Origin of the sequence: Neisseria sp. 83E34 (assembly GCF_001308015.1) — a bacterium.
GTDB lineage: Bacteria > Pseudomonadota > Gammaproteobacteria > Burkholderiales > Neisseriaceae > Neisseria.
Genome location: NZ_LGYH01000005.1, coordinates 60,695 through 81,151 on the forward strand (window position 1 = coordinate 60,695; position 20,457 = coordinate 81,151).

General features: G+C 49.7%; 26 protein-coding genes. 11 read left to right on the forward strand and 15 right to left on the reverse strand.

Annotated elements, in window-relative coordinates:
* Window positions 1-157: 157 nt before the first annotated feature.
* On the forward strand, window positions 158-697 hold the full coding sequence (locus tag AKG09_RS06170; protein ID WP_054618739.1) for a DUF924 family protein: 540 nt from the start codon (window positions 158-160) through the stop codon (window positions 695-697).
* Between the two features lie 213 nt (window positions 698-910).
* Here the strand turns inward: AKG09_RS06170 and AKG09_RS06175 are convergent, their stop codons facing one another.
* Genes AKG09_RS06175 through queC form a run of 4 tightly spaced genes read right to left on the reverse strand, consistent with a single transcriptional unit; the run spans window position 911 to window position 3,225 of the window.
* The gene (locus AKG09_RS06175; protein WP_054618586.1) at window positions 911-1,543 is read right to left on the reverse strand and encodes a 7-carboxy-7-deazaguanine synthase QueE; all 633 of its coding nucleotides are present in this window, start codon (window positions 1,541-1,543) and stop codon (window positions 911-913) included.
* A 4-nt stretch (window positions 1,544-1,547) separates the two neighbouring features.
* Entirely contained in the window at window positions 1,548-1,970 is a 423-nt protein-coding gene (gene queD, locus AKG09_RS06180; protein WP_054618587.1) for a 6-carboxytetrahydropterin synthase QueD, read from the reverse strand.
* Window positions 1,971-2,028: 58 nt separating this feature from the next.
* Window positions 2,029-2,529 carry a DUF1543 domain-containing protein gene (locus tag AKG09_RS06185; protein WP_054618588.1) on the reverse strand — a complete coding sequence of 167 codons (501 nt, stop codon included), beginning with the start codon at window positions 2,527-2,529 and terminating at the stop codon, window positions 2,029-2,031.
* Window positions 2,530-2,559: 30 nt separating this feature from the next.
* Window positions 2,560-3,225, reverse strand: coding sequence for a 7-cyano-7-deazaguanine synthase QueC (gene queC / locus AKG09_RS06190; protein WP_054618589.1), 666 nt, complete (start codon window positions 3,223-3,225; stop codon window positions 2,560-2,562).
* Window positions 3,226-3,507: 282 nt separating this feature from the next.
* On the opposite strand from queC, the gene AKG09_RS06195 reads away from it, so the two are divergent.
* Complete coding sequence (locus tag AKG09_RS06195) at window positions 3,508-4,185, forward strand: CDP-alcohol phosphatidyltransferase family protein (protein WP_054618590.1); 678 nt, start codon at window positions 3,508-3,510, stop codon at window positions 4,183-4,185.
* A 100-nt stretch (window positions 4,186-4,285) separates the two neighbouring features.
* Here AKG09_RS06195 and rsmI read toward each other — a convergent pair whose 3' ends face one another.
* The gene (rsmI, locus tag AKG09_RS06200; protein WP_054618591.1) at window positions 4,286-5,167 is read right to left on the reverse strand and encodes a 16S rRNA (cytidine(1402)-2'-O)-methyltransferase; all 882 of its coding nucleotides are present in this window, start codon (window positions 5,165-5,167) and stop codon (window positions 4,286-4,288) included.
* A 53-nt stretch (window positions 5,168-5,220) separates the two neighbouring features.
* On the opposite strand from rsmI, the gene AKG09_RS06205 reads away from it, so the two are divergent.
* The 4 genes from AKG09_RS06205 (at window position 5,221) to AKG09_RS06220 (ending at window position 7,590) form a co-directional block, all read left to right on the forward strand.
* Entirely contained in the window at window positions 5,221-5,568 is a 348-nt protein-coding gene (locus AKG09_RS06205; RefSeq protein ID WP_054618592.1) for a YraN family protein, read from the forward strand.
* 4 nt (window positions 5,569-5,572) lie between these two features.
* Complete coding sequence (locus AKG09_RS06210) at window positions 5,573-6,166, forward strand: phosphoheptose isomerase (protein ID WP_054618593.1); 594 nt, start codon at window positions 5,573-5,575, stop codon at window positions 6,164-6,166.
* A 133-nt stretch (window positions 6,167-6,299) separates the two neighbouring features.
* Complete coding sequence (locus AKG09_RS06215) at window positions 6,300-6,902, forward strand: BON domain-containing protein (RefSeq protein ID WP_054618594.1); 603 nt, start codon at window positions 6,300-6,302, stop codon at window positions 6,900-6,902.
* 88 nt (window positions 6,903-6,990) lie between these two features.
* Entirely contained in the window at window positions 6,991-7,590 is a 600-nt protein-coding gene (locus AKG09_RS06220) for a hypothetical protein (protein WP_054618595.1), read from the forward strand.
* Window positions 7,591-7,721: 131 nt separating this feature from the next.
* Here the strand turns inward: AKG09_RS06220 and AKG09_RS06225 are convergent, their stop codons facing one another.
* From AKG09_RS06225 to AKG09_RS06240, 4 genes are all read right to left on the reverse strand, one after another.
* On the reverse strand, window positions 7,722-8,426 hold the full coding sequence (locus tag AKG09_RS06225; RefSeq protein ID WP_107688484.1) for an LrgB family protein: 705 nt from the start codon (window positions 8,424-8,426) through the stop codon (window positions 7,722-7,724).
* A complete protein-coding gene (locus AKG09_RS06230) occupies window positions 8,423-8,758 on the reverse strand; it encodes a CidA/LrgA family protein (RefSeq protein WP_054618596.1) in 336 nt (111 codons plus the stop codon). Before AKG09_RS06230 ends, AKG09_RS06225 begins: the two co-directional genes overlap by 4 nt.
* 148 nt (window positions 8,759-8,906) lie before the next feature.
* Entirely contained in the window at window positions 8,907-9,122 is a 216-nt protein-coding gene (locus tag AKG09_RS06235) for a hypothetical protein (protein ID WP_054618597.1), read from the reverse strand.
* Window positions 9,123-9,132: 10 nt separating this feature from the next.
* Complete coding sequence (locus tag AKG09_RS06240) at window positions 9,133-9,693, reverse strand: C40 family peptidase (protein WP_054618598.1); 561 nt, start codon at window positions 9,691-9,693, stop codon at window positions 9,133-9,135.
* A 204-nt stretch (window positions 9,694-9,897) separates the two neighbouring features.
* On the opposite strand from AKG09_RS06240, the gene AKG09_RS06245 reads away from it, so the two are divergent.
* The gene (locus AKG09_RS06245; protein WP_054618599.1) at window positions 9,898-11,550 is read left to right on the forward strand and encodes an AarF/ABC1/UbiB kinase family protein; all 1,653 of its coding nucleotides are present in this window, start codon (window positions 9,898-9,900) and stop codon (window positions 11,548-11,550) included.
* 215 nt (window positions 11,551-11,765) lie between these two features.
* On the forward strand, window positions 11,766-12,455 hold the full coding sequence (locus tag AKG09_RS06250; RefSeq protein ID WP_054618600.1) for a Bax inhibitor-1/YccA family protein: 690 nt from the start codon (window positions 11,766-11,768) through the stop codon (window positions 12,453-12,455).
* An 83-nt stretch (window positions 12,456-12,538) separates the two neighbouring features.
* On the opposite strand, the gene ftnA is transcribed toward AKG09_RS06250, so the two are convergent.
* Window positions 12,539-13,033 (reverse strand): non-heme ferritin, encoded by a 495-nt coding sequence (gene ftnA / locus AKG09_RS06255; RefSeq protein WP_054618601.1) that lies wholly within the window; start codon window positions 13,031-13,033, stop codon window positions 12,539-12,541.
* Between the two features lie 298 nt (window positions 13,034-13,331).
* Between ftnA and coaD the strand changes: the two genes are divergently transcribed.
* Window positions 13,332-13,838 (forward strand): pantetheine-phosphate adenylyltransferase, encoded by a 507-nt coding sequence (gene coaD / locus AKG09_RS06260; protein ID WP_054618602.1) that lies wholly within the window; start codon window positions 13,332-13,334, stop codon window positions 13,836-13,838.
* A 76-nt stretch (window positions 13,839-13,914) separates the two neighbouring features.
* Here coaD and AKG09_RS06265 read toward each other — a convergent pair whose 3' ends face one another.
* The 4 genes from AKG09_RS06265 to AKG09_RS06285 all read right to left on the reverse strand — a co-directional run bounded on the left by AKG09_RS06265 (window position 13,915) and on the right by AKG09_RS06285 (window position 16,985).
* On the reverse strand, window positions 13,915-14,649 hold the full coding sequence (locus AKG09_RS06265) for a GntR family transcriptional regulator (RefSeq protein ID WP_054618603.1): 735 nt from the start codon (window positions 14,647-14,649) through the stop codon (window positions 13,915-13,917).
* Window positions 14,650-14,971: 322 nt separating this feature from the next.
* The gene (locus AKG09_RS11885; protein ID WP_054618605.1) at window positions 14,972-15,697 is read right to left on the reverse strand and encodes an amino acid ABC transporter ATP-binding protein; all 726 of its coding nucleotides are present in this window, start codon (window positions 15,695-15,697) and stop codon (window positions 14,972-14,974) included.
* A gap of 12 nt (window positions 15,698-15,709) precedes the next feature.
* Window positions 15,710-16,492 carry a 16S rRNA (adenine(1518)-N(6)/adenine(1519)-N(6))-dimethyltransferase RsmA gene (gene rsmA / locus AKG09_RS11890; RefSeq protein ID WP_054618606.1) on the reverse strand — a complete coding sequence of 261 codons (783 nt, stop codon included), beginning with the start codon at window positions 16,490-16,492 and terminating at the stop codon, window positions 15,710-15,712.
* Between the two features lie 85 nt (window positions 16,493-16,577).
* Window positions 16,578-16,985, reverse strand: a complete 408-nt coding sequence (locus AKG09_RS06285; protein WP_054618607.1) for a YqaA family protein — start codon at window positions 16,983-16,985, stop codon at window positions 16,578-16,580.
* Window positions 16,986-17,296: 311 nt separating this feature from the next.
* Between AKG09_RS06285 and AKG09_RS06290 the strand changes: the two genes are divergently transcribed.
* Both AKG09_RS06290 and AKG09_RS06295 read left to right on the forward strand, forming a co-directional pair.
* Window positions 17,297-18,142 carry an SDR family NAD(P)-dependent oxidoreductase gene (locus AKG09_RS06290; RefSeq protein WP_054618608.1) on the forward strand — a complete coding sequence of 282 codons (846 nt, stop codon included), beginning with the start codon at window positions 17,297-17,299 and terminating at the stop codon, window positions 18,140-18,142.
* On the forward strand, window positions 18,139-18,747 hold the full coding sequence (locus AKG09_RS06295) for a nucleoside triphosphate pyrophosphatase (protein ID WP_054618609.1): 609 nt from the start codon (window positions 18,139-18,141) through the stop codon (window positions 18,745-18,747). The genes AKG09_RS06290 and AKG09_RS06295 overlap by 4 nt, the downstream gene beginning before the upstream one ends.
* Before the next feature lie 482 nt (window positions 18,748-19,229).
* On the opposite strand, the gene porB is transcribed toward AKG09_RS06295, so the two are convergent.
* Complete coding sequence (porB, locus tag AKG09_RS06300) at window positions 19,230-20,291, reverse strand: trimeric porin PorB (RefSeq protein ID WP_054618610.1); 1,062 nt, start codon at window positions 20,289-20,291, stop codon at window positions 19,230-19,232.
* Window positions 20,292-20,457 lie beyond the last annotated feature (166 nt).

A 20,457-nucleotide genomic window follows, 5' to 3' on the forward strand; every position in this document is an offset into this window, starting at 1 on the left:
TGAATTGAATAGAGAGTGAGAGGATTTTCAGACAGGCATCATTATAGAATCAATGCACCGCCAAACCAATGCCTGTCTGAATATAGCGGGCATAATTGCCTGTTCCGCATCGGATTCTGTTAAAGTATGCCTTTTTCATCACTTTCTGACAGCAGTTATGACCCCGCAAACAATTTTGAATTTTTGGTTTTCAGATGCCTCGAAGCCTTTCTGGTTTGAAAAAAGCGATACCTTCGACCAAAGCATCCGCACTGAATTTGCAGATATTTGGCAACAGGCCGCACAGAGCGAGCTTGATGCGTGGCGCGGCACGCTTGAAGGACGTCTGGCCGAAATTATTGTTCTCGACCAATTCTCGCGTAATCTTTTCCGCAACAGCCCGCAAGCTTTCGCCCAAGACAATATGGCCGTTGCCCTTGCCCAAGAGGCTTTGCGCCAAAGCGGCTTTGAACACATGCCCGAAATACAGCGCAAATTTATGCTGATGCCGTTGATGCACAGCGAAAGCCGCGCCATTCACGAGCAGGCGCTGCCGTTGTTTCAACGCTACACCGACTCCGTAACCGTTGACTTTGAAATCCGACACAAAGCCATTATTGACCGCTTCGGCCGCTACCCGCACCGCAACGCCGTGTTCGGCAGGGTATCCACACCGGAAGAAACCGAATTTCTAAAGCAGCCCGGCTCTGCGTTTTAGAAATGTTTCAGACAGGCATCTGTGCTATACGGTGCCTGTCTGAAAAATACGCAAAAATAATCCGCAGCTGCCTTCCGGCTTAACCGAACATTCTAAGCTTACCGTCGCAATTAAACATGCTTTTATGCAACGGATAAAACCAAATGCCTGTCTGAAACCATTTTTCAGACAGGCATTTGGTTTTTATTCACACTATTTATCTTTCCCAACTTTTTACTCAATCCCCGCCCACTTATGCGTTTGAACGCTCAATTGCCAATGCACGGGGGCGTTGGGGCGGCTGTTGAGCTCGCCGAGTTGGCGGATGGTGTCGTAAATATTCATCACGCCGTTTTTTTCGCAAGGCGAGAGGTAGTAATGCTTGGCGCGGATTTTGTGCTCCATACGCTCGCAAAACGCGGTAACGTCGCCGTCGGCCACAATGCGCACTTCATCGGCGCTTTCAATGCACTGCTTTTCATATTTTTCGGCATAGCAGGCTTTGGGGCTGGTGGCCACGTAGTCAATCTGCGGCGGCGCGGGGTTGAGGCCGTTGGTTTCGATGCAGAGTCGGTAGCCTTCGGCTTTGAGCGAATCAAGCAAGGCAGCCAGATTGGGCTGTATCGTCGGTTCGCCGCCTGTGATGATGATGTTGCGGGCGGTATAGCTTTTCAGACAGGCATGGATTTCGCTCAGTGTCATGGGTTTGAAGGTCAGGTAATCGGTGTCGCACCACGGGCAGGCGAGGTTGCATTTGCCCAGGCGGATGAATACGGCGGGCATGCCGGTGTTATAGCCTTCTCCTTGCAAGCTCTCAAAGATTTCGACGATGCGGTATTGGGGGTTGTCTGTATGATTTTTAGTCATTTTTCTACACTCCGTCGCACTCGGCGCAAGAAGTCGGTGTTTCCCACAAGCGGATTAAGCTCACGGGCAGGCCTGCGTTTTTCAGACAGGCATACATGTAAGCCGCCATATTTTCTGCCGTGGTGCGGAAATCAAGCCGCAGGGTTTTCATGTTCCAGCTTTCGAGCAGGGCGGCGATTTGGCTTTCGCGCGGGTTGTTGCCGTTGTAGATGAAGGCGTGGTCGAACGGTTCGATGATGGTGCGTTTGACGATGGTTTTGAGGTCGGAAAAGTCCATGACCATGCCGTCTTTCGCGCCGCCTTGGATGAGGCCGTCTGAAACCGTGACTTCGAGTTTGTAGGTGTGGCCGTGCAGGTTTTGGCATTTGCCGTCGTGGCCGTCGAGCATGTGTGATGAATCGAATGTGAAGATTTTGGTGATTTTCATGGTTTGTATGGGTGAGGCCGTCTGAATTTCAGACGGCCTTTTGTCTGTTTTAATATTCTTAGATCGGCATATAGCCTTGAAAGCCGATTTCGTCGGGCTTGCCGTCGGGATTGGGCTCAAGGTGGATATGCAGGCCGCCGATTTCGTTTAATTCGAGCAGGTTGTCGATATCTTTCAGGTTGTCTTTGTGTTGCAGCGTATGGTCGGGCAGCAGGCTTTGCAAGGCTTTTTGTTTGGCCTCGGACGGGTTTGCCGCTACAAAGAGGCCGAAGGCATGGGTTTCTGCCAGCGTTTCGGCGGTGTAGCCGCCCACATTGACGAAATACAGGCGTTCTTTGCTTTCAGACGGCCTGTCTGAAAGGCGGATGTCGTAGCCGTCGGCACAACTGACGGTTTGCCAGCCGTCGATATGGATTTTGTCGGCATCGCCGAACCAAGCGGCTTTCAGTTCGGGAATGGCTTCGCGGTAATCGCTGCATACGGCAAACTGTATGTCGTGTACTTCGATATTGGAACGGCCTGCGTTGCCGCCGAGGTAAAACATATACAGTTGTTTCATGGTTGCTCCTTTGTGTTTTTATGGTTTGGTTTATGTTGCGGAAAGCCGTTTGGCGGCAAGATATTCGGCCAGCCCGCGTTCGCGCAGCACGCAGCTCGGGCATTCTCCGCAGCCGCCCGTTACGCCGTGGTAGCAGGTGTGGGTGTGTTCGCGGATGTAGTCGAGGCAGCCCAGCCGGTCGGCCAGCGCCCACGTTTCGGCTTTGGTGAGATACATCAGCGGTGTGTGGATTTGGAAGGCGTAGTCCATGGCCAGATTGAGGGTCACGTTCATGGATTTGACGAATACGTCACGGCAGTCGGGGTAGCCGGAAAAGTCGGTTTCGCACACGCCTACGATGATGTGTTTGATGTTTTGGCTTTTGGCGTAAATGGCTGCGTATAGCAGAAAGAGGGCGTTGCGGCCGTCTACAAAAGTATTCGGCATGCCGTTGGTGCCTGTCTGAATTTCGGCCGTGTCGTCCATTAAGGCGTTGTGGGTGATTTGCTGCATCAGGCTTAAATCAAGCACGGTTTGTGCGATGCCCAAGTCTTCGGCAATCCGGCGGGCGCAATCCAGCTCGACGGCGTGGCGTTGGCCGTATTGGAACGTGATGGCCTGCACGTTGTCGCGGCCGTAGGTTTGAATGGCCTGAATCAGGCAGGTAGTAGAATCCTGGCCGCCTGAAAAGATGACCAGTGCTTTTTGGTTTTGCATGTGGGTTCCTAGTTTTGGTATCGCGGGAGGATTTCGAACCGCGCTGAAAACGGCGGATTATAGCCGAATTGCCGGAGGTTTGTCATAAAGCGGTAAAAGCGGATGGTGCGGCAAAAATCATCCATGCCTGTCTGAAAAACGCGGGGCGCCGGTTTGGCAAATACGGCCGCTTACACACTTTACGCCCCATATCGCAACTTAACACTTTGCATACACAAAAATCTTGTTTATCCTTAAGGGATATCTACAATTGTTTTTACTCACTCAATTTTTCCAAACAATATGACAACCCACAACAACCGCCGCCCCATTGCCTCCCGCAACAACAAACTGATTATCCGTTTTGCAGCATGGTTGGCCGCAAAAGACTCCCCTTCACCCAATCAAATTTCCATTTTAAGCGCCGTGTTTGCCGCTTGCGGCGCCGGTTTGCTTGCATACAGCCAGCATGCCGCAGCTTTGGTGGGCTGCGCGATTTTCATCCAGCTCAGGCTGATGTGTAACCTGCTCGACGGCATGGTGGCGGTTGAAGGCGGCAAAAAAACCGACACCGGCGAAATTTACAACGAATTTCCTGACCGCGTGGCCGACAGCGTTTTGATCGTGGCGCTGGGTTATGCCATCGGGCAAAGCTGGCTAGGCTGGCTGGGTGCCCTGCTGGCTATGGCAACCGCCTATATCCGCGTGTTTGGCGGCAGCTTGGGCTTTGCACAGGATTTTCTCGGCCCGATGGCCAAGCAGCAGCGCATGGCCGTGCTGACACTGGGTTGCCTTTTGGGCGCGATAGAAAGCCATTACAACCAAACCAATTTTCTGCTCGGCGTTTCTCTGGCAGCTATTGTTATCGGCAGCGGCATTACCTGCTACAAACGCACCCAAACCATCGCCGAACTGATGCGCCTGCGTGCAGCCGAAACACAAAGTGAAGATGAGGTTGGGCAAACCCGCAAAAACGATTAGCTATTACAAGCTGCATAATCCTACCCACCTCAAACTGAAACATGAATAATGCCTGTCTGAAAGCTTTTCAGACAGGCATTATTTATCCGAGCCAACAATCTTATCCGCCGCTTTTCTTCCACTCGAGCGCCAAATCATAAAGCGCTTTTTTACTCTCGCCCGTAATCTTCGCCGCCAATTCCGCAGCCTGTTTGGTTGGCAATTCGTCCGCCAACACTTTCATCACATGTCGCGCATCCTCCGGCAGCGTCTCATTACGCTCCGCAGCCTGCGGATGCAACACCAGCACCATTTCACCGCGGCTTTGGTTGCTGTCTGCCTGCAGCATGGCGCGCACTTCTTCCACCGTGCCGCTCAAAAAAGTTTCAAACGTTTTGGAAATTTCCCGCGCCAACATGATCTTGCGCTCGGGAAAAAACTCCGCCATATCGCTTAACGCCGCTTCGATGCGGTGCGGCGTTTCAAACATCACCACCGGGAAATCCGCCGTTTGCCAGCGTTCGAACAGTTTTTTCCGCTCGCCCGATTTATGCGGCAAAAAACCGTAAAAATAAAAATCGGGTTGCGTCACACCCGCCACGCTCAAAGCCGCCATCACAGCGCTGGCACCCGCCACAGGCACCACTTTATACCCCGCCTCGCGCACCAGCGCGGCAAGCTTGGCGCCGGGGTCGCATACGGCAGGCGTGCCCGCATCAGAAACCTGCGCCACGCTCTGCCTGGCCGCCAGCGCCTCAATAATTTTGTCGGCCATCTGGCGCTCGTTGTGCTCCCGAACACTCACCAATTTACCCTGTATACCGTAGGCGCTCAGCAGCTGCGCCGTTACCCGCGTATCCTCCGCACAGATAATATCGGCATGGTTCAACACCGCCAGCGCGCGCAACGTGATGTCTCCCAAATTGCCGATAGGCGTGGCAACCACGTATAATGTCTGCTTCTCAACACTTTCGCAGGCTTTTTGGTAATGTTTCTGCATCATATCTGAATGCCTGTCTGAAAAACGAAAACCATATTATACGGGCGAATCGGATTATGCGCTTAAACCATCAATCAGGCGCAGCGGGCGAAGATGCGGCGCTGGCGTTTTTAAAAAGCCGCGGCTGCACGTTGGTCGAACGAAACTGGCATTGCCCGTTTGGCGAGATTGATTTAATCGTTAAACAGGGTAAGATGTTGCTTTTCGTAGAAGTCAAATACCGCAAAAACAGCACCTTCGGCGGCGCAGCACACAGCATCACACCAGCCAAACTGGCCAAGCTCACCCGCAGCGTCGAGCATTATCTGCAAACCCGCAAGGCAGGCAATCCGCCCTGCCGCCTCGACGCGGTATTGATTCAGGGCAACGATGCGCCCATATGGATTCAAAACATCACAGGTTAAACCCATGACAACATTGCAAGAGCGCGTAGCCGCGCATTTCGAAGAAAGTATCCAAGTCAAACAGCAGGCAGCCGAAGTGCTGGCCGAACCCACCGCCGAAGCAGCCATGCTGATGATGAACTGCCTGATGAACGACGGCAAAATCCTCGCCTGCGGCAACGGCGGCTCGGCTGCCGACGCCCAACATTTCGCTGCCGAAATGACCGGCCGTTTTGAAAAAGAACGCATGGAGCTGGCCGCCGTGGCACTCACCACCGACACCTCCGCCCTCACCGCCATCGGCAACGATTACGGCTTCGACCATATTTTCAGTAAACAGGTGCGTGCACTCGGCCGCGCAGGCGACGTGTTAATCGGCATCTCCACTTCCGGCAATTCCGGCAACGTGATTGAAGCCATTAAAGCCGCCCACGAGCGCGACATGCACGTTATCGCGTTTACCGGCCGCGACGGCGGCAAAATCGCCGGCATGTTGAAAGACAGCGACGTGCTGCTCAACGTGCCCCACCCGCGCACCGCCCGCATTCAGGAAACCCATATTCTGCTGATACATGCCTTGTGCGACTCTATCGACACCATGTTGCTCGAAGGCATGTAAATGCCTGTCTGAAACCTTTTGGCAACCGATTATCGGCAAAAACGTGTCAAATTGATGATAAACCGTTAAAATGCTTTTCTTTTTTCAAAACCGGCCTCACCAAAGGCCGGATTGCCACGTTAAGGAATTCCGCATGAATAAAACCTTAAAAACCCTCTTGCTGGCTGCTGCCGTTTCCACCGGATTGAGCGGTTGCGCCGCAGCCTTACTCGGCGGAGCCGCCGTCGGCACGCAATCCGGCTTAGACCGCCGCAGCACCGGCGCCCAAGCCGACGACCAAGTGATGGAGCTGCGCATCCACAACACAGCCATTTCCTATCTGAAAAACAATAATCAAACCTCCGGCTACGCGCCGCGCCTTTCCGTGGTGAGCTACAACCGTCATGTTCTCTTGCTCGGCCAAGTTTCTTCCGAACAAGAAAAACAATTTGTCGAACAAATCGCCCGCTCAGAGCAAGCCGTGCAAGCCGTTTACAACTACATCAACGTAGCCTCCCCCCAACGCACGTTTAACGATGTGGGTATCGACACCTGGAGCACCACCAAAGTGCGCACCACCCTATTGGGCATCCAAGGCGTGTACCCCGGCCGCGTAAAAATCGTTACCTACAACGGCGTAACCTATGTAATGGGCATTCTCACGCCCGAAGAGCAAGCTGCGGTAACCCAAAAAGTCAGCACCACCGCCGGCGTGCAAAAAGTGATTACCCTCTATCAAACCTACACCAAACAATAATACCCGAATGCCTGTCTGAAAATTTTCAGACAGGCATTCGGAACCGCCGTACCCTAAACGGCGGCCTGATACACACTTGAGAACAATAATGAGCAACACCAAACCCGGCTTCAAACTGACGCCCCGCAAACTATTATTTATCGCACTGGCCATCGTAGCATTGGCTGTTTTTGCCTTAGTTGGCTACACTTTCTCGGTCGTTACCACCAAAGAACAGGTCAAACAGGCAGACCAATCCGGAAACAGCGCCAACCAGCCTCAAGTTGAATTGCTGTCACCCAACGGCGGCAAAGGCACTGTCGTAACCGTTCAAAGCGCCTCACAGGCATCTGCCGCACAGCCCCCCAAAGAAGACGACGATAAAGGCAACAACAAAGATAAACCAGCCAACGAAAACAACACCGAAGAAGACAAAAACGATAACGACGAAGACCAAGCCGCAGAATCACGTGACCATACCCCCGCAGCCCCTCGCGCCACGGCAAAACCCCAAACCTCTAAACGCAACACCGAGCCGGCTGCCGAAAGCGCCAACCGAAACGCCCAAAGAGAAACGCCGGTAGAACCCATCCGCCGCACACGCGAACCTGCGCCCTCTAAGGCAGAGCAGGCACCGCGCAGCCAAAGCAACCGCAGCGAACGCTCTGCTCCGGCACCACAGCGCGAAGTGATGGATAATTTGTTTTAACCATGCAGCAAGATACACAAATGCCTGTCTGAAACTTTTTCAGACAGGCATTTACCTTTAAACTACCTACATATCGCACCATCATAACTCAGGCTTGGCACGAGTATAACGAAATACTATCTTTAACTTGTTTACACACCCATCAAAGGAATCAAAATCGGCACGAATATCGCCGTGAGCACACCATTAAAAATCAAACCCAAGCTCGCATAGGCCGCATATTTCTTGCTGCGCTCCATGGAAATCGCAATGCCCATCGCATGTGAAGCCGAACCCATCGACATCCCTTGCGACATCGGCTTGGTTACCGTACTCGCGCTCATCATGCGATAGCCCGCCATTTGCCCAAGCATACCCGCCACAATCACCATCGCCGCCGTAATCGCCGGAATGCCGCCTATGGTTTTGGTGATTTCAATCGCAATCGGATTGGTTACCGATTTGGCCGCCAAGCTCAGTGTTACCTCCCGATCCGCGCCCATCAGCTTCGCAATATACACCGCGCTCACGATGCCCGTAATGCTGCCCGCTCCTTGTGAAATCACAATCGGCAGCCATTGCTTACGGATTTTCTCCCAGTTGTTATAAAGCGGCACCGCCAGCCCTACCACTGCAGGTTTCAGCCAAAAATCAATAAATTCCGCTGCCTCGTGATAAGTTGCGTAATCAATATTTAATGCAGTTAAGTAGAGAATAATCGCCGTTGTACTCAGCAATACGGGATTGAACAACACATTCCCCGTACGCGTGCGCAAGATATTGGCCACCCAATAAGCAGTAACCGTGAGCCAGAGCAGCACCATCGGATGTTTGAACACATTCATCGGTTCCATCATTTTCTCCGTAAAAGCTCATGGGTTTTGCCCGTAACAAACATCACTGCAAACGTGCTGATCACCGTAGCCGTAACAATCGGCACAAAATCGCGTGCCACCAAATCCAGATAACTCATCACCGCAACACAAGGCGGCACCAGAAACAGCGCAAGGTTTGCCATCATGGTGTCTACCATTTTCTGAAGCTGCGAGGGTTTTACCCATTTAAGCTGCAAGGCTGCAAAAAGCAATCCCATACCCACAATGCTGCCCGGAAATTTCAGACCTGTTAAATAAACAACGGCTTCCCCCACTGCGAGAAAGCCGAAAATAATGCTGAGCGATAAAATCATGATGTATCCTTCGTTTGTGTTTTTCTTATGTTCGTTTTTGGTCGGCTTTGATGAAGTGATAAGCAGCAACAACCAGTTACACTATACTACAAAGAATGCCTGTCTGAAACCGCTTTTCAGACAGGCATTATAAATATTTTAACAATCTTTATTTTTTATAAGGGTTCTCTACCCCTTGAACGAGCCGAACCAGATATTCCCTCAGCTGCGCCTCGCCGCAGCCCATCAAAAGGCCATCTTCAAACGCATCTTGCGCCAGCTGGAACAGCTCGGTCATGTTTTCATTCATTACCTTGATTTTTTCGGTGCAGGAAACGATGGTGCCATCCTCTCCATACCATTTGGGCATCTGCGGCATACTCATGGCATACCTCTTAATTCAAGAAACGGGACGGATCGTTTTTCTTGACGCGCCGCGCCGTAACATACCGCTTGCTCCAATATTTATTGCTCAAGCTGGTTACTTCGATTCGCTTTCCCGTGCGCGGCGCGTGGATGAACCGGTCGTTACCGATATACAGGCCCACATGCGAAATGCGGCGGCCCGAAGTGTTGAAAAACACCATATCGCCCGGCTGCAAAGCGCTTCTGCTCACCTGCGTGCCCACTTTGGCTTGTTCTGCCGAAGTACGCGGCAGGCTGACCTGCATGCTCTTGCGAAAAATATATTGCATAAAGCCGCTGCAATCAAAGCCGGTTGACGCGCTTGTTCCGCCAAAGCGATAGGCCACGCCCAAAAGGCTCATAGCGCTTCCGATTAACTGGTCGGCCTCATTCTGGCTGATGGCCTGCCCCACGGGCATCGGTTCGCCAAAATTGATACCGCCCGCCTGGAAACGGATAAACTGCTCCAAATCGTCTGCCTCAGCCGGCGGCGCGAACCACAGCGCTACCGAAGCCAAGATGACCGCTCCCAATTGCTTTAAAAATCTCATGAACACTTTCCGTTAATGTAAAAGGCTTTTGCAGCAATATTCTCCTATCGGCTCTTCTCTGACACCAATAAAAAACATTGTTGTAAAAGGCTTTATTCGTTATCCTAAGGTTTACCGGCATGATATTCGGCACTCAAATCCATACAAGATTTGCACACTGCCCCCATATATACAGCAGAAAGCCATAAAGATACCTCAAAAACCATGATGATACCAACTTTACTCGCCATACGCGATTTTTCCCGTCTAAGGGAAATCATCGCCATCCTGAGCAAATACGGTTTGGGAGAGTTTGTCCAGCGCATTAAACTGTCGGGCAAAACGCTTACCGAGGAAGACGCCGCCGAAAACCACTACCGCTATATCAGCACGCCGCGCCGTTTCAGACTGGCCTTTGAAGAGCTGGGCCCCACATTTGTCAAACTCGGGCAAATCCTTTCCACCCGGGTTGACATTTTCAATGCCGAATGGATTGAAGAATTCGAGCAACTGCAAAACAACGTCCCCCCCATCCCCACCACCAATATTCATGCCCTTATCGAATCACATCTGGGCAGGCCGATTAACGAAATATTCCAAAGCATTGACGCCGTGCCCATCGGCAGCGCATCCATCGCGCAAGTGCACAAAGCCGTATTGCTCAGCGGAGAAACCGTCGCTATCAAAATCAAACGGCCGAGCATCGAAAAAATCATCAATGCCGACTTGCGTATTCTCACTCATCTGGCGGGACTCATCGAATCGGAAATACCCGAAGCCCGCCGCTACCGCCCCTTGCAGATGGTTCAATACTTCGCCCGCAGTCTGGCCAAAGAAACCGATTTATCGGTGGAACTGCGTTATATGCAGCGGTTTGAAAATGCCTTCAGTGATCACAGTTATGTGCATATTCCCAAAGTGTACCGCGACATCTCAAACCGCCAGATTCTGGTGCAGGAATTCATTCAAGGCAAACTTCTGCTGGACACCGATCTCGACAGCCTTCCCCCGGAAACGCGAACCTTGATGGCGCAACGCATTACCGACACCTTGTTTACCATGATTTTAAAACAAGGCTTTTTCCATGCCGACCCTCATCCCGGCAACATCTTCCTTGATAAAGAAGGCACCATCAGCTTCATAGATTTCGGCTTGGTCGGCCATCTTTCCGCCACCCGCCGCCGTGAGATTATCGAACTCATCAACGCCTTGATCCAGCGCGACCAGTTTTCCATGCAATATGTATTGAGTAATTGGGCGCAAGGCGAATTACCCGACGAAAACCTGCTGGGCGCCGACGTATTGGAAATGCTGCTCAACTACGAACACACCGCCATCCGCGATTTGCGCATCAGCCAAGTGATTAACGACATCACCCAAATCATGCGCGGGCACGAGCTTACCCTGCCGGGCGATTTGGTGATGCTGTTTAAAACCCTGATTACGTTAGAAGGCGTCGTCAAACGGCTCGACGGCAGCTCCGAGTTGCTGGAGCGCGCCAAACCCATCGTAACGGAAGTGATGAAAGAGCGCCTGTCGCCCGAGCATATCTTGCGCAAAAGCCGTATGCACGGCCAAATGCTGATACAGGCAGCCGACGAACTGCCGCAAAACATCATCCGCTTAAGCCGCCGCATCCAGAAAGGCCAATTCAACATCAATTTAGACATCAAACGCATCGACCAGCTCAACCACCAGCTCGACCGCACCGCCAACCGCCTGACGATGGGCATAGTCACCGCTGCGCTCATTATCGGTTCATCGATTGTGATGAGCATCGATACGGGCCCCAAATTCATCGGGTTCATCGGCTATCTTTTGGCATTAATCAACAGCTTATGGATTATCTGGTCGATTTGGCGCTCGGGCAAACACTGAATGCCTATCTGAAAATCTTCGGTTTCACAACCGTTTGTTGTTAGCCATCCCAAACCCATTGTCTTTCAAAAACATTTTTTTCAGACAGGCATTCTTCCGCCCACAAGCAATAAAATCACTTAAATTTCACCATCCATCTTGAAATATCACACAAGATGCTCTATTTACTGTTAAAATCCAAATCTTAATTCACTCACACAATAAAGGTACGCACCATGAATCATGATGTTTACAACTACACCGACACCGCAGGCCGCGTCAGCCAAAACACCGTTTTGCGCAAAACCTACGGTTTGCTGGGTCTCTCTTTTATTCCGGCCGCCATTGGCGCCGTTGCCAGCACCATGATGGGCTTTAACGTCTTTGCCACTTTCGGCAGCCCCTGGATTGCTTTGGCTGTTTTCTTTGCATTTGTTTATGGCATGTGCTTTCTGATTGAGAAAAACCGTTACAGCAACACAGGCATTGCTTTGCTGATGGTATTTACTTTCGGCATGGGTATTTTGATTTCGCCTCTGCTGCAACGTACCCTCGGTTATTCCAACGGCGGTGAATTAATCGGCATCGCCGCCGCTATGACTGCCGGCGTGTTCTTCACCATGGCTGCTTTAGCGCGCCGTGCCAATGTGAACACCAGCGCGCTGGGCCGTTTCCTGACTGTCGGCGCCGTGGTATTGATTATCGGCATGATTGCCAGCTGGTTCCTGCAAATTCCCGCTTTAACCTTAACCGTTTCTGCCGGCTTTGCCATTTTCAGCTCACTGATGATTATGTGGCAAGTGCGCACCATCATCGAAGGTGGTGAAAACAGCCACATCAGCGCCACGCTGACCATCTTCATCTCTATCTACAATATCTTCAGCAGCCTACTGAACATTTTAGGTGTATTCAGCGGCGAAGATTAATTAATATCCGGCCAGAACCCAAAATGCCTGTCTGAAAAAGAACGTTCAGACAGGCATTTGTATATCCGGCAGCTTAGTTTGATTTACTTCGCAGCCAAAGCTGCCAACTCCTTATCCACATGGAACAAACCGTTGCCGTTATCCCCGATCAAGTTAATTTTATCCAAAATCGACTTAAACAAACGCTCTTCCTCGTGCTGCTCGGCCACATACCATTGCAGAAAGTTGAAAGAAGAAAAGTCTTTTTCAGAAAGCGTTTTCTCAACCAACTCATTAATTTTCACCGTAATGTCTTTTTCGTGCTTATACACTTCCTCAAACACTTCCTTCAACCCCGCATAACACGACCTCGGCGCCGCCACCGCACCGATTTCCGCCAGAGCACCGGTTTCATTCAGATAATCAAACAAGCGGTACATATGCTGCATCTCTTCAGCAGCATGCGCTTTCAAAAACTTGGCTGCCCCCTCAAAACCATTGTTATCCGCCCAAGCTGACATTTGCAGGTACACATTTGCCGAATAAAGCTCCAAATTCAACTGCTCATTCAAACGTTTGATCATACTTTCCGATAACATTATTTCTCTCCTTGTTGATTAAACGATATAGCAAAGCCCAACCCACTATCTGCAACAATCAAGCAGAAAACGGTTTCGCTTGGCTCACCACAAATTGCCGCAGCAATCTCAATTAGCATACCATACCCAAACAATTAAAGTTAATAGAAATCACTATTAATAAAATCGTTTTTTCAATCCCAAATAATAAAGATATGGCACAGAATTTCCAAATAATCCGGTTTCCCACCATATGTTTTGACAATTTCGCCCAATCGGTCTATGCTGCCCAACTCAATTGACCTTAAGTAACACAACCATGAACCACCCCATCAGCCGAGCTGTATACGCAGGCAGTTTCGACCCGCCCACCAACGGCCATCTCTGGATGATACGGCAGGCGCAAACCATGTTTGACGAGCTGATTATCGCCATCGGCGTCAACCCTGATAAAAAAAGCACTTACACCATAGCCGAGCGCTATGCCATGCTTGAGGCAATTACCCAAGAATTTCCCAATGTGCGCATTCATTCCTTTGAAAACCGCTTCTTAGTGGACTATGCTCACGATGTAGACGCAAAATTTATCGTTCGGGGCATTCGCACAGCCTCCGATTATGAATACGAGCGTACGATCCGTTATATCAACTCCGACCTCCAGCCCGACATTCTCACTATCTTTCTGATGCCGCCGCGCGAATTCGCCGAAGTATCCTCTACGATGGTCAAAGGCATGGTCGGCCCCAACGGCTGGCGTCAAATGATACGCCGCTATGTACCTGATGCGGTATACGAAAAAATCCTGGCCGATAATGAAGGCCGGTAAAATTCAAACATAATGCCTGTCTGAAAACCACTTTTTCAGACAGGCATTATCATTATTCCAGCCGCTTGCCATCATATCAAGCGGGCATCAAACCGGCTTCTTCCTCCGCGTCCTCAAACCGCTCCTCCAATTGAGCCAATACCACTTCAAGATGTTTGCGCATTTTTTTGGCCGCACGCCTATACTTACCTTCCTGCAACAGCGCCAGCATTTCCGTATGCTCGTTGTTGGGACTTTCATGCTTCACCGCACGCCCCGTAAGCGCAACCATCAGCGACGAACGCGCGCATAAAGAAGCCATCATCTCCACCAGCACCTGATTATCCAAAACCCGGGCCAACTCGATATGAAACGCATTCGACAAACGGTCTCGCCCTACTCTATCGCCCGCTTCATGCGCTTCTGCCTGCTGCGCCACCAACCGGTAGAGCGGCACCAATTTTTCCTGTACATCCGGCAGCTCAGCCAGCTTGTCCACAGTCATCTCTTCCAAAGCTATCCGCATAAAAAACACATCTCGGATTTCCTGTAAATCCGGCACATGAACAAACGCACCGCGGTTCGGCAGCAAATCCACAATTTTATCGTGCGCCAGCAAAGAAAGCGCGCCGCGCACCGTATTGCGAGAGCATACCATCTGTCGACATAAATCCGACTCTGTCAGCTTCTTCCCCGGCAGCAACACGCCATCCATAATCGCGTTTAAAATCGCATGGTAAACGCGGGTAAGCTCCGAATCATGGCGTTCGATTACTTCCACCGGTGAAGCCACAGTTGATTGAATAGAAGCGATATTTTCCGTGTCCGTCATAAGCATTATTTAAACCAAAATATTTTCAAAAATCGTTCACAATCTTAAACAAAATTGTTGACAATCCAAGCTAAAGAAAGCACAATCAATATCAACAAACGCCAAGTTGAAAAAGGCGAATAAATAGAGGACTCCAAAATCAAGCCCGTATCCGAATATCCCTTTCGGCGCGGGCTTGAGTATTATAACCAATCTGCTTTCCATAAGATACAGCCATATCGGGCTTTGCATCGATTCCCTTATTATCCACTTCTATGCCTGTCTGAAAAAATAAAAAAAAACGCCTGAAAAATTCAAGCGTTTTTTAAACTGCAATTTTAAATTAATGCTTGATTTGTGCTAAAAACTGCTTTGCACGCTCGGTTTTCGGGTTTAAGAAAAAGCTTTCTGGATCCGATTCTTCCAGAATCTGGCCGTGGTCAACAAAAATAATGCGATCGGCCACTTCACGTGCAAATCCCATTTCATGAGTTACACACATCATAGTCATACCGGTTTTGGCCAAATCTTTCATGACTTTCAACACTTCACCCACCATTTCAGGATCAAGCGCGGAAGTCGGCTCGTCAAACAACATCACACGAGGCTCCATCGCCAACCCGCGCGCGATCGCCACACGCTGTTGCTGCCCGCCCGATAATTCGCTTGGAAAGGCGTCTTTTTTATGCGCCAACCCTACCCGCTCCAGCAACTCCACTGCTTTCTTCTCGGCATCTGCCCGGCTTACTTTCTTTACTTGCATGGGTGAAAGCGTAATGTTTTCCAGCACCGTCAAATGCGGATACAGATTAAAATGCTGAAACACAAAACCCACCTCGGCGCGGATTTTGTTCAAGTCGGTTTTCGGGTCGGCCACATTCACGCCATCCACCCAGATTTCGCCTTTCTGAATCGGTTCCAGCTGGTTGACAGTACGGATCAGCGTGGACTTACCGCTGCCTGAGGGCCCGCACACCACCACAACCTCACCTTGCTTGATTTCTAAGTTCACACCGTTGATCACGTGCAGGTCTTTAAAATGTTTGTGTACATTTTTAAATTTAATCATTGACTTCTTTCTTCAGACAGGCTTTTTTTCTGTCAGATAATTACTCAGTTTCACATAAAGCTCCGGCGCAATATGCTCGGCCCTATCCTGCGGATTAATGCCCACTGCGGCCAAATCTTCATCGGAGGCAATTTCTTTTAGATTATTGCGTATGGTTTTGCGCCGCTGTGCAAACGCAGCCTTAACCACCATACTGAAATGTTCAAAATCGTTCGCTATACCAATGCGCCCTTTTTGCGGAATCATGCGCACCACGGCAGAATCAACTTTCGGCGCCGGATCAAATGATTCGGGCGGCACTTCAATCAACATTTCCATATCGAAAAAGTATTGCAACATCACACCCAAGCGGCCGTAATCATTGGTTTTCGGCTCGGCCACCATGCGCTCGACCACTTCTTTCTGCAGCATAAAATGCATATCTTCCACATCGTCTGCCACTTCGCTCAAACGAAATAGCAAAGGCGTGGAAATATTATATGGTAGGTTGCCCACGATTTTTTTTCTGCCCGGCACGCTATTGAAGTCGAATTGCAGCACATCGCCTTCATGAATAACCAATTTATCAGCAAACGGCAGCGTTTTGAGGCGTTTGATAATATCTCTGTCGATTTCGATAACATGCAGCCGGCCCAGCTTTTTCGCCAATGGCTCGGTAATCGCCGCCAAACCCGGGCCGATTTCGATAACCATATCATCAGGCTGCGGGCGCACGGCATTAACAATATCATTGATGATGCGCGTATCCTGCAAAAAGTTCTGTCCGAAACGCTTGCGGGCTTTATGCTCTTTCATGCGGATTCTTTTAAGAAAAATGCAAACGCGTATTGTAGCGGATTTTTGCCCTGCTCGGCAGAGCCTTGATGCACAACATGCGAAATTAAAAAGCCGACAAGCCCATCATCAACACACCATAACGCGCAATTTTTCCGATTGCCAGCATCAGGCAGCTAACAGCAAAAGGCAAGCGCAGCCAACCTGCCGCTATCGGCAAAGCATCCCCTACAAACGGCACCCAAGCCAGCAACAGCCCCCACGCCCCGTATTTTTTCAGACAGGCTTCTGTTTTAACGCTTGGCTTGTATTTTTGCGGCAGCAAGCGGCCCATGCCGTAAGAAACAATGCTGCCCAAAATATTGCCGAAAGCAGCCAAGCAAAACGCCCACCAGAAACTTTGCGGATAGTTATGCACCATCACTGCCAACGCCGCTTCCGAAGTGCCGGGGAAAATCGTAGCAGAAGTAAAAGCGGAGAAAAAGAGAGCGGCATATTGCCAAAATAAATCCATTGAAAGCCTTTTCAAAGCTTCGTAACACCTGAATTTTCAGACAGGCATTCCCATCATTCCAAACATTTTACGCCATATTCGGGCTTGACCTGTTCACCTTGAAGTCCAGTAACATTGGAGATAATCAGATCAAGCCCAAAGCATGGCAGATGTACCGCTGTTAAGTTAATTGACTGTGTATTTTTCAGACGGGCATAAGTTAGTCAAACGGCAATCCAACACTTGCCATATTTTGCCGATTTTAGCTCAAATCGCTATACAAAGCTGCTATGATTCGTCTCCATCATTATTCGACTTTTCAAAGGAATACTATGCCGCAATCCGTTTTAATCACCGGCTGCTCCAGCGGCATCGGCTATGATACTGCCAAATTTTTAAAACAGATGGGGTGGCAGGTTTTCGCTACCTGCCGCAAACAAGAAGACGTTGAGCGGCTTCGCCAAGAAGGCTTTACCTACGCACTACAACTCGACACCGCCGACAGCCAAAGCATACATGCTGCTTTTGATACCGTATTACACACTACCGGCGGCACGCTGGATGCTCTGTTTTGTAACGCGGGTTATGGGCAAGTCGGTGCAGTGGAAGATATCCCGCGCCAAGCATTGCGTGAGCAATTTGAAACCAATGTATTCGGCGCATGGGAATGCATCACGCTGGCCATGAACGTGTTCCGCCGTCAAAACCATGGGCGTATTCTAGTAAACAGCAGTATTTTGGGGTTTGCCGCCATGCCATGGCGCGGCGCGTATAACAGCAGCAAATTCGCGCTGGAAGGTATGTGCGACACTTTGCGCCACGAGCTATATGGCAGCAATATTTATGTGAGCCTGGTAGAGCCCGGTCCGATTGCCACCCGCTTCCGCACCAATGCATTGGAAAAATTTGCCGAACATATTGATTATGAAAGCAGCTTTCATGCCGAAAGCTACCGCCGGCAGCTCAACCGCTTGGAAGCAGAAGGCTCTGTTGCGCCATTTACATTAAGCTCGCCCAGTTGCGCGATGGTGTGCGTACGCGCATTAACAGCAAAAAAACCGAAAGCACGCTATCTAGTTACCGTGCCGACTATTGTGTTTTGGTATCTGAAGCGTCTGCTACCCACTACACTGCTTGACAGCCTGCAACGCGCCGCCGTGAAAGACCAAGGAAAATGAAACCAACCTTATACCTCGCATCCGGCAGCCCGCGCCGCAGGGAAATTTTGGAAAACCTCGGTTATCAAATCTTGCAACTGCCTGCCGATATTAATGAAACACCCTATTCCGACGAAACAGCTTCCGCATATGTTGAGCGAATGGCCGCCGAAAAAAACGCAACCGCGCTTACACTTTGGCATAGCCGACACACTCACGAACCTGAATATCCACTACTGACTGCCGACACCACCGTCGCTCTCAACGAGCAGATTCTTGGCAAACCTGATAATGCACAACATGCAGCTGAAATTCTTGCCGCTCTTTCCGGCTCCACGCATCAAGTGCTCACCTCTGTTTGCGTGTATTTCAACAGTCAATGCCTGTGCACCACCCAAATTAGTCATGTTACGTTCAAAGCTTTGAACGAAGCCGAAATATCAGCTTATATTAACTCAGGCGAACCGCTCGACAAAGCCGGCGGGTATGGCATTCAAGGCTTAGGCGGCGTGTTTGTACAACATCTGCAAGGCAGTTTTACCGGCGTGATGGGATTACCTGTGTATGAAACCATTTCACTGTTGGAGGCCTGCGGATGTATCACTCCACCGTTTATAATGAAATAACCAAATCACATATTAAATCAATCGAAAAGCAGTACGCTTGCCCTACCCGAACTGAACCTGAATACTTTTCAAAGTTATCGGAGCTTAAGTATCTTCCAACATCACTAAAACCCCAGATACGGCAGATCCGAGTATGACGCTGCCGTTACTATACAAACGGTTTGACTATAATGCACCTTGGCGCATCACATTACCCTTCTTCACCCAAGCCAAAACCGATGTACTGGGACGCATTCCATGTTTATGTTCTAATGCAATGCCTGTCTGAAAAATGGTTTCAGACAGGCATTCAGAATTTGTGACACGAGCCTGATATACTTTATTTCAAATTTAAACAGTTCATACGCGTCGATGGCGACACTCTATATTCACGAAACAACCTTACCAACGCTCAAATGGATTTTTGAATGTATTCCACAAATAAAAAGCAACAAAAGAGCCTGCAAATACAGGCTCTTTTTTAGCTAATCTTTAAATCAAGATTAGAATTTGTGACGCAAACCAACCAAACCGGCAGTATTTTCAGTTTTGTTGTCACCGCTACCAGCTTTCAACCAACCGGCAGAAACCATAGCAGTAGTGCGTTTAGAGAAATCGTAGTCAGCACCCAATACAACTTGTTTGTAGTTAGTGCCGTCAACTTTGTTACCACCTGCTTTAGCTTTAAAGCCGTGAGCGTAGCTCAAGCGAGGAGTTACGTTACCGAAAGTGTAGGCAGCAGTAGCAGCAGCTTCGTGAGTTTTCAGACGACCAGAGTTGTCTGAAGCAGGCGCATCTTCACCTCTGATAGTAGCAATGTAGCTGCGCTCACTATCCCAACCGTTGGTATATTGATAACCCAAACCTACAAACAGGTTGTTGGCATCATAACCACCATGGATACGGTGTGCTTGGGCAGATTTGCTGTCACCGTTAGCTACATAAGCAGATTTTTTGTAACCAACACCGTATTGAGCAAAGAAACCGGCATTTTCGTAGTTAACACCACCATAGTAAGCAGAAGTATCGCTTAAAGCGCTCTCACGACCAGTATCTGCTTGGTTATCACGCGGAGTGAATTGAGCATTGAAAGAGAAACCTGCCCAAACAGGAGAATCATAACGCGCAGAAATTACACGCTCACCTGTACGGGTAAATACGCCCAAGCCTAAAGCAGGGTTATTGTATTCCCAAGCATCCAAAGCGTCCATATCATTTAATTGGGTGCTCAAGCGACCAGCACGGATTTTACCCCAGCTTTCACCTTCCAAGCCGATGAATGAGTCACGAGTACCCCATGAACCGCCACCAGAAACCGGTGTTTTTTGCTCAATTTGCCAAATAGCATTCAAGCCGGAACCCAAGTGTTCGGTACCTTTGAAGCCAATGCGCGAACCAAAGTCAGCAATCTTAGTTTCAGTATGATCTTTGGTTGTCACACCGTTATCACGATTTTTCTTTTGGCTAACCTCAACACCTGCTTTTACTTGACCGTACAGGATCACTTCAGCAGAAGCGGCGCCAGACAAAGCTACCAAAGACAGAGCAATCAGAGTTTTTTTCATTGCTGTATTCCTTTTCTATCGTTAAGAAAAACAAACTCAAACAGTATTAATGTTCGTCTAAGTTTTGAATTCACCGCCATAAACGGCGATTCCATGACTGCTAATATAAATGCTTCGTTTAAAAAAAACAAACTTTATCACCCTTTTCCTCTGCTTTTTTCTGCCT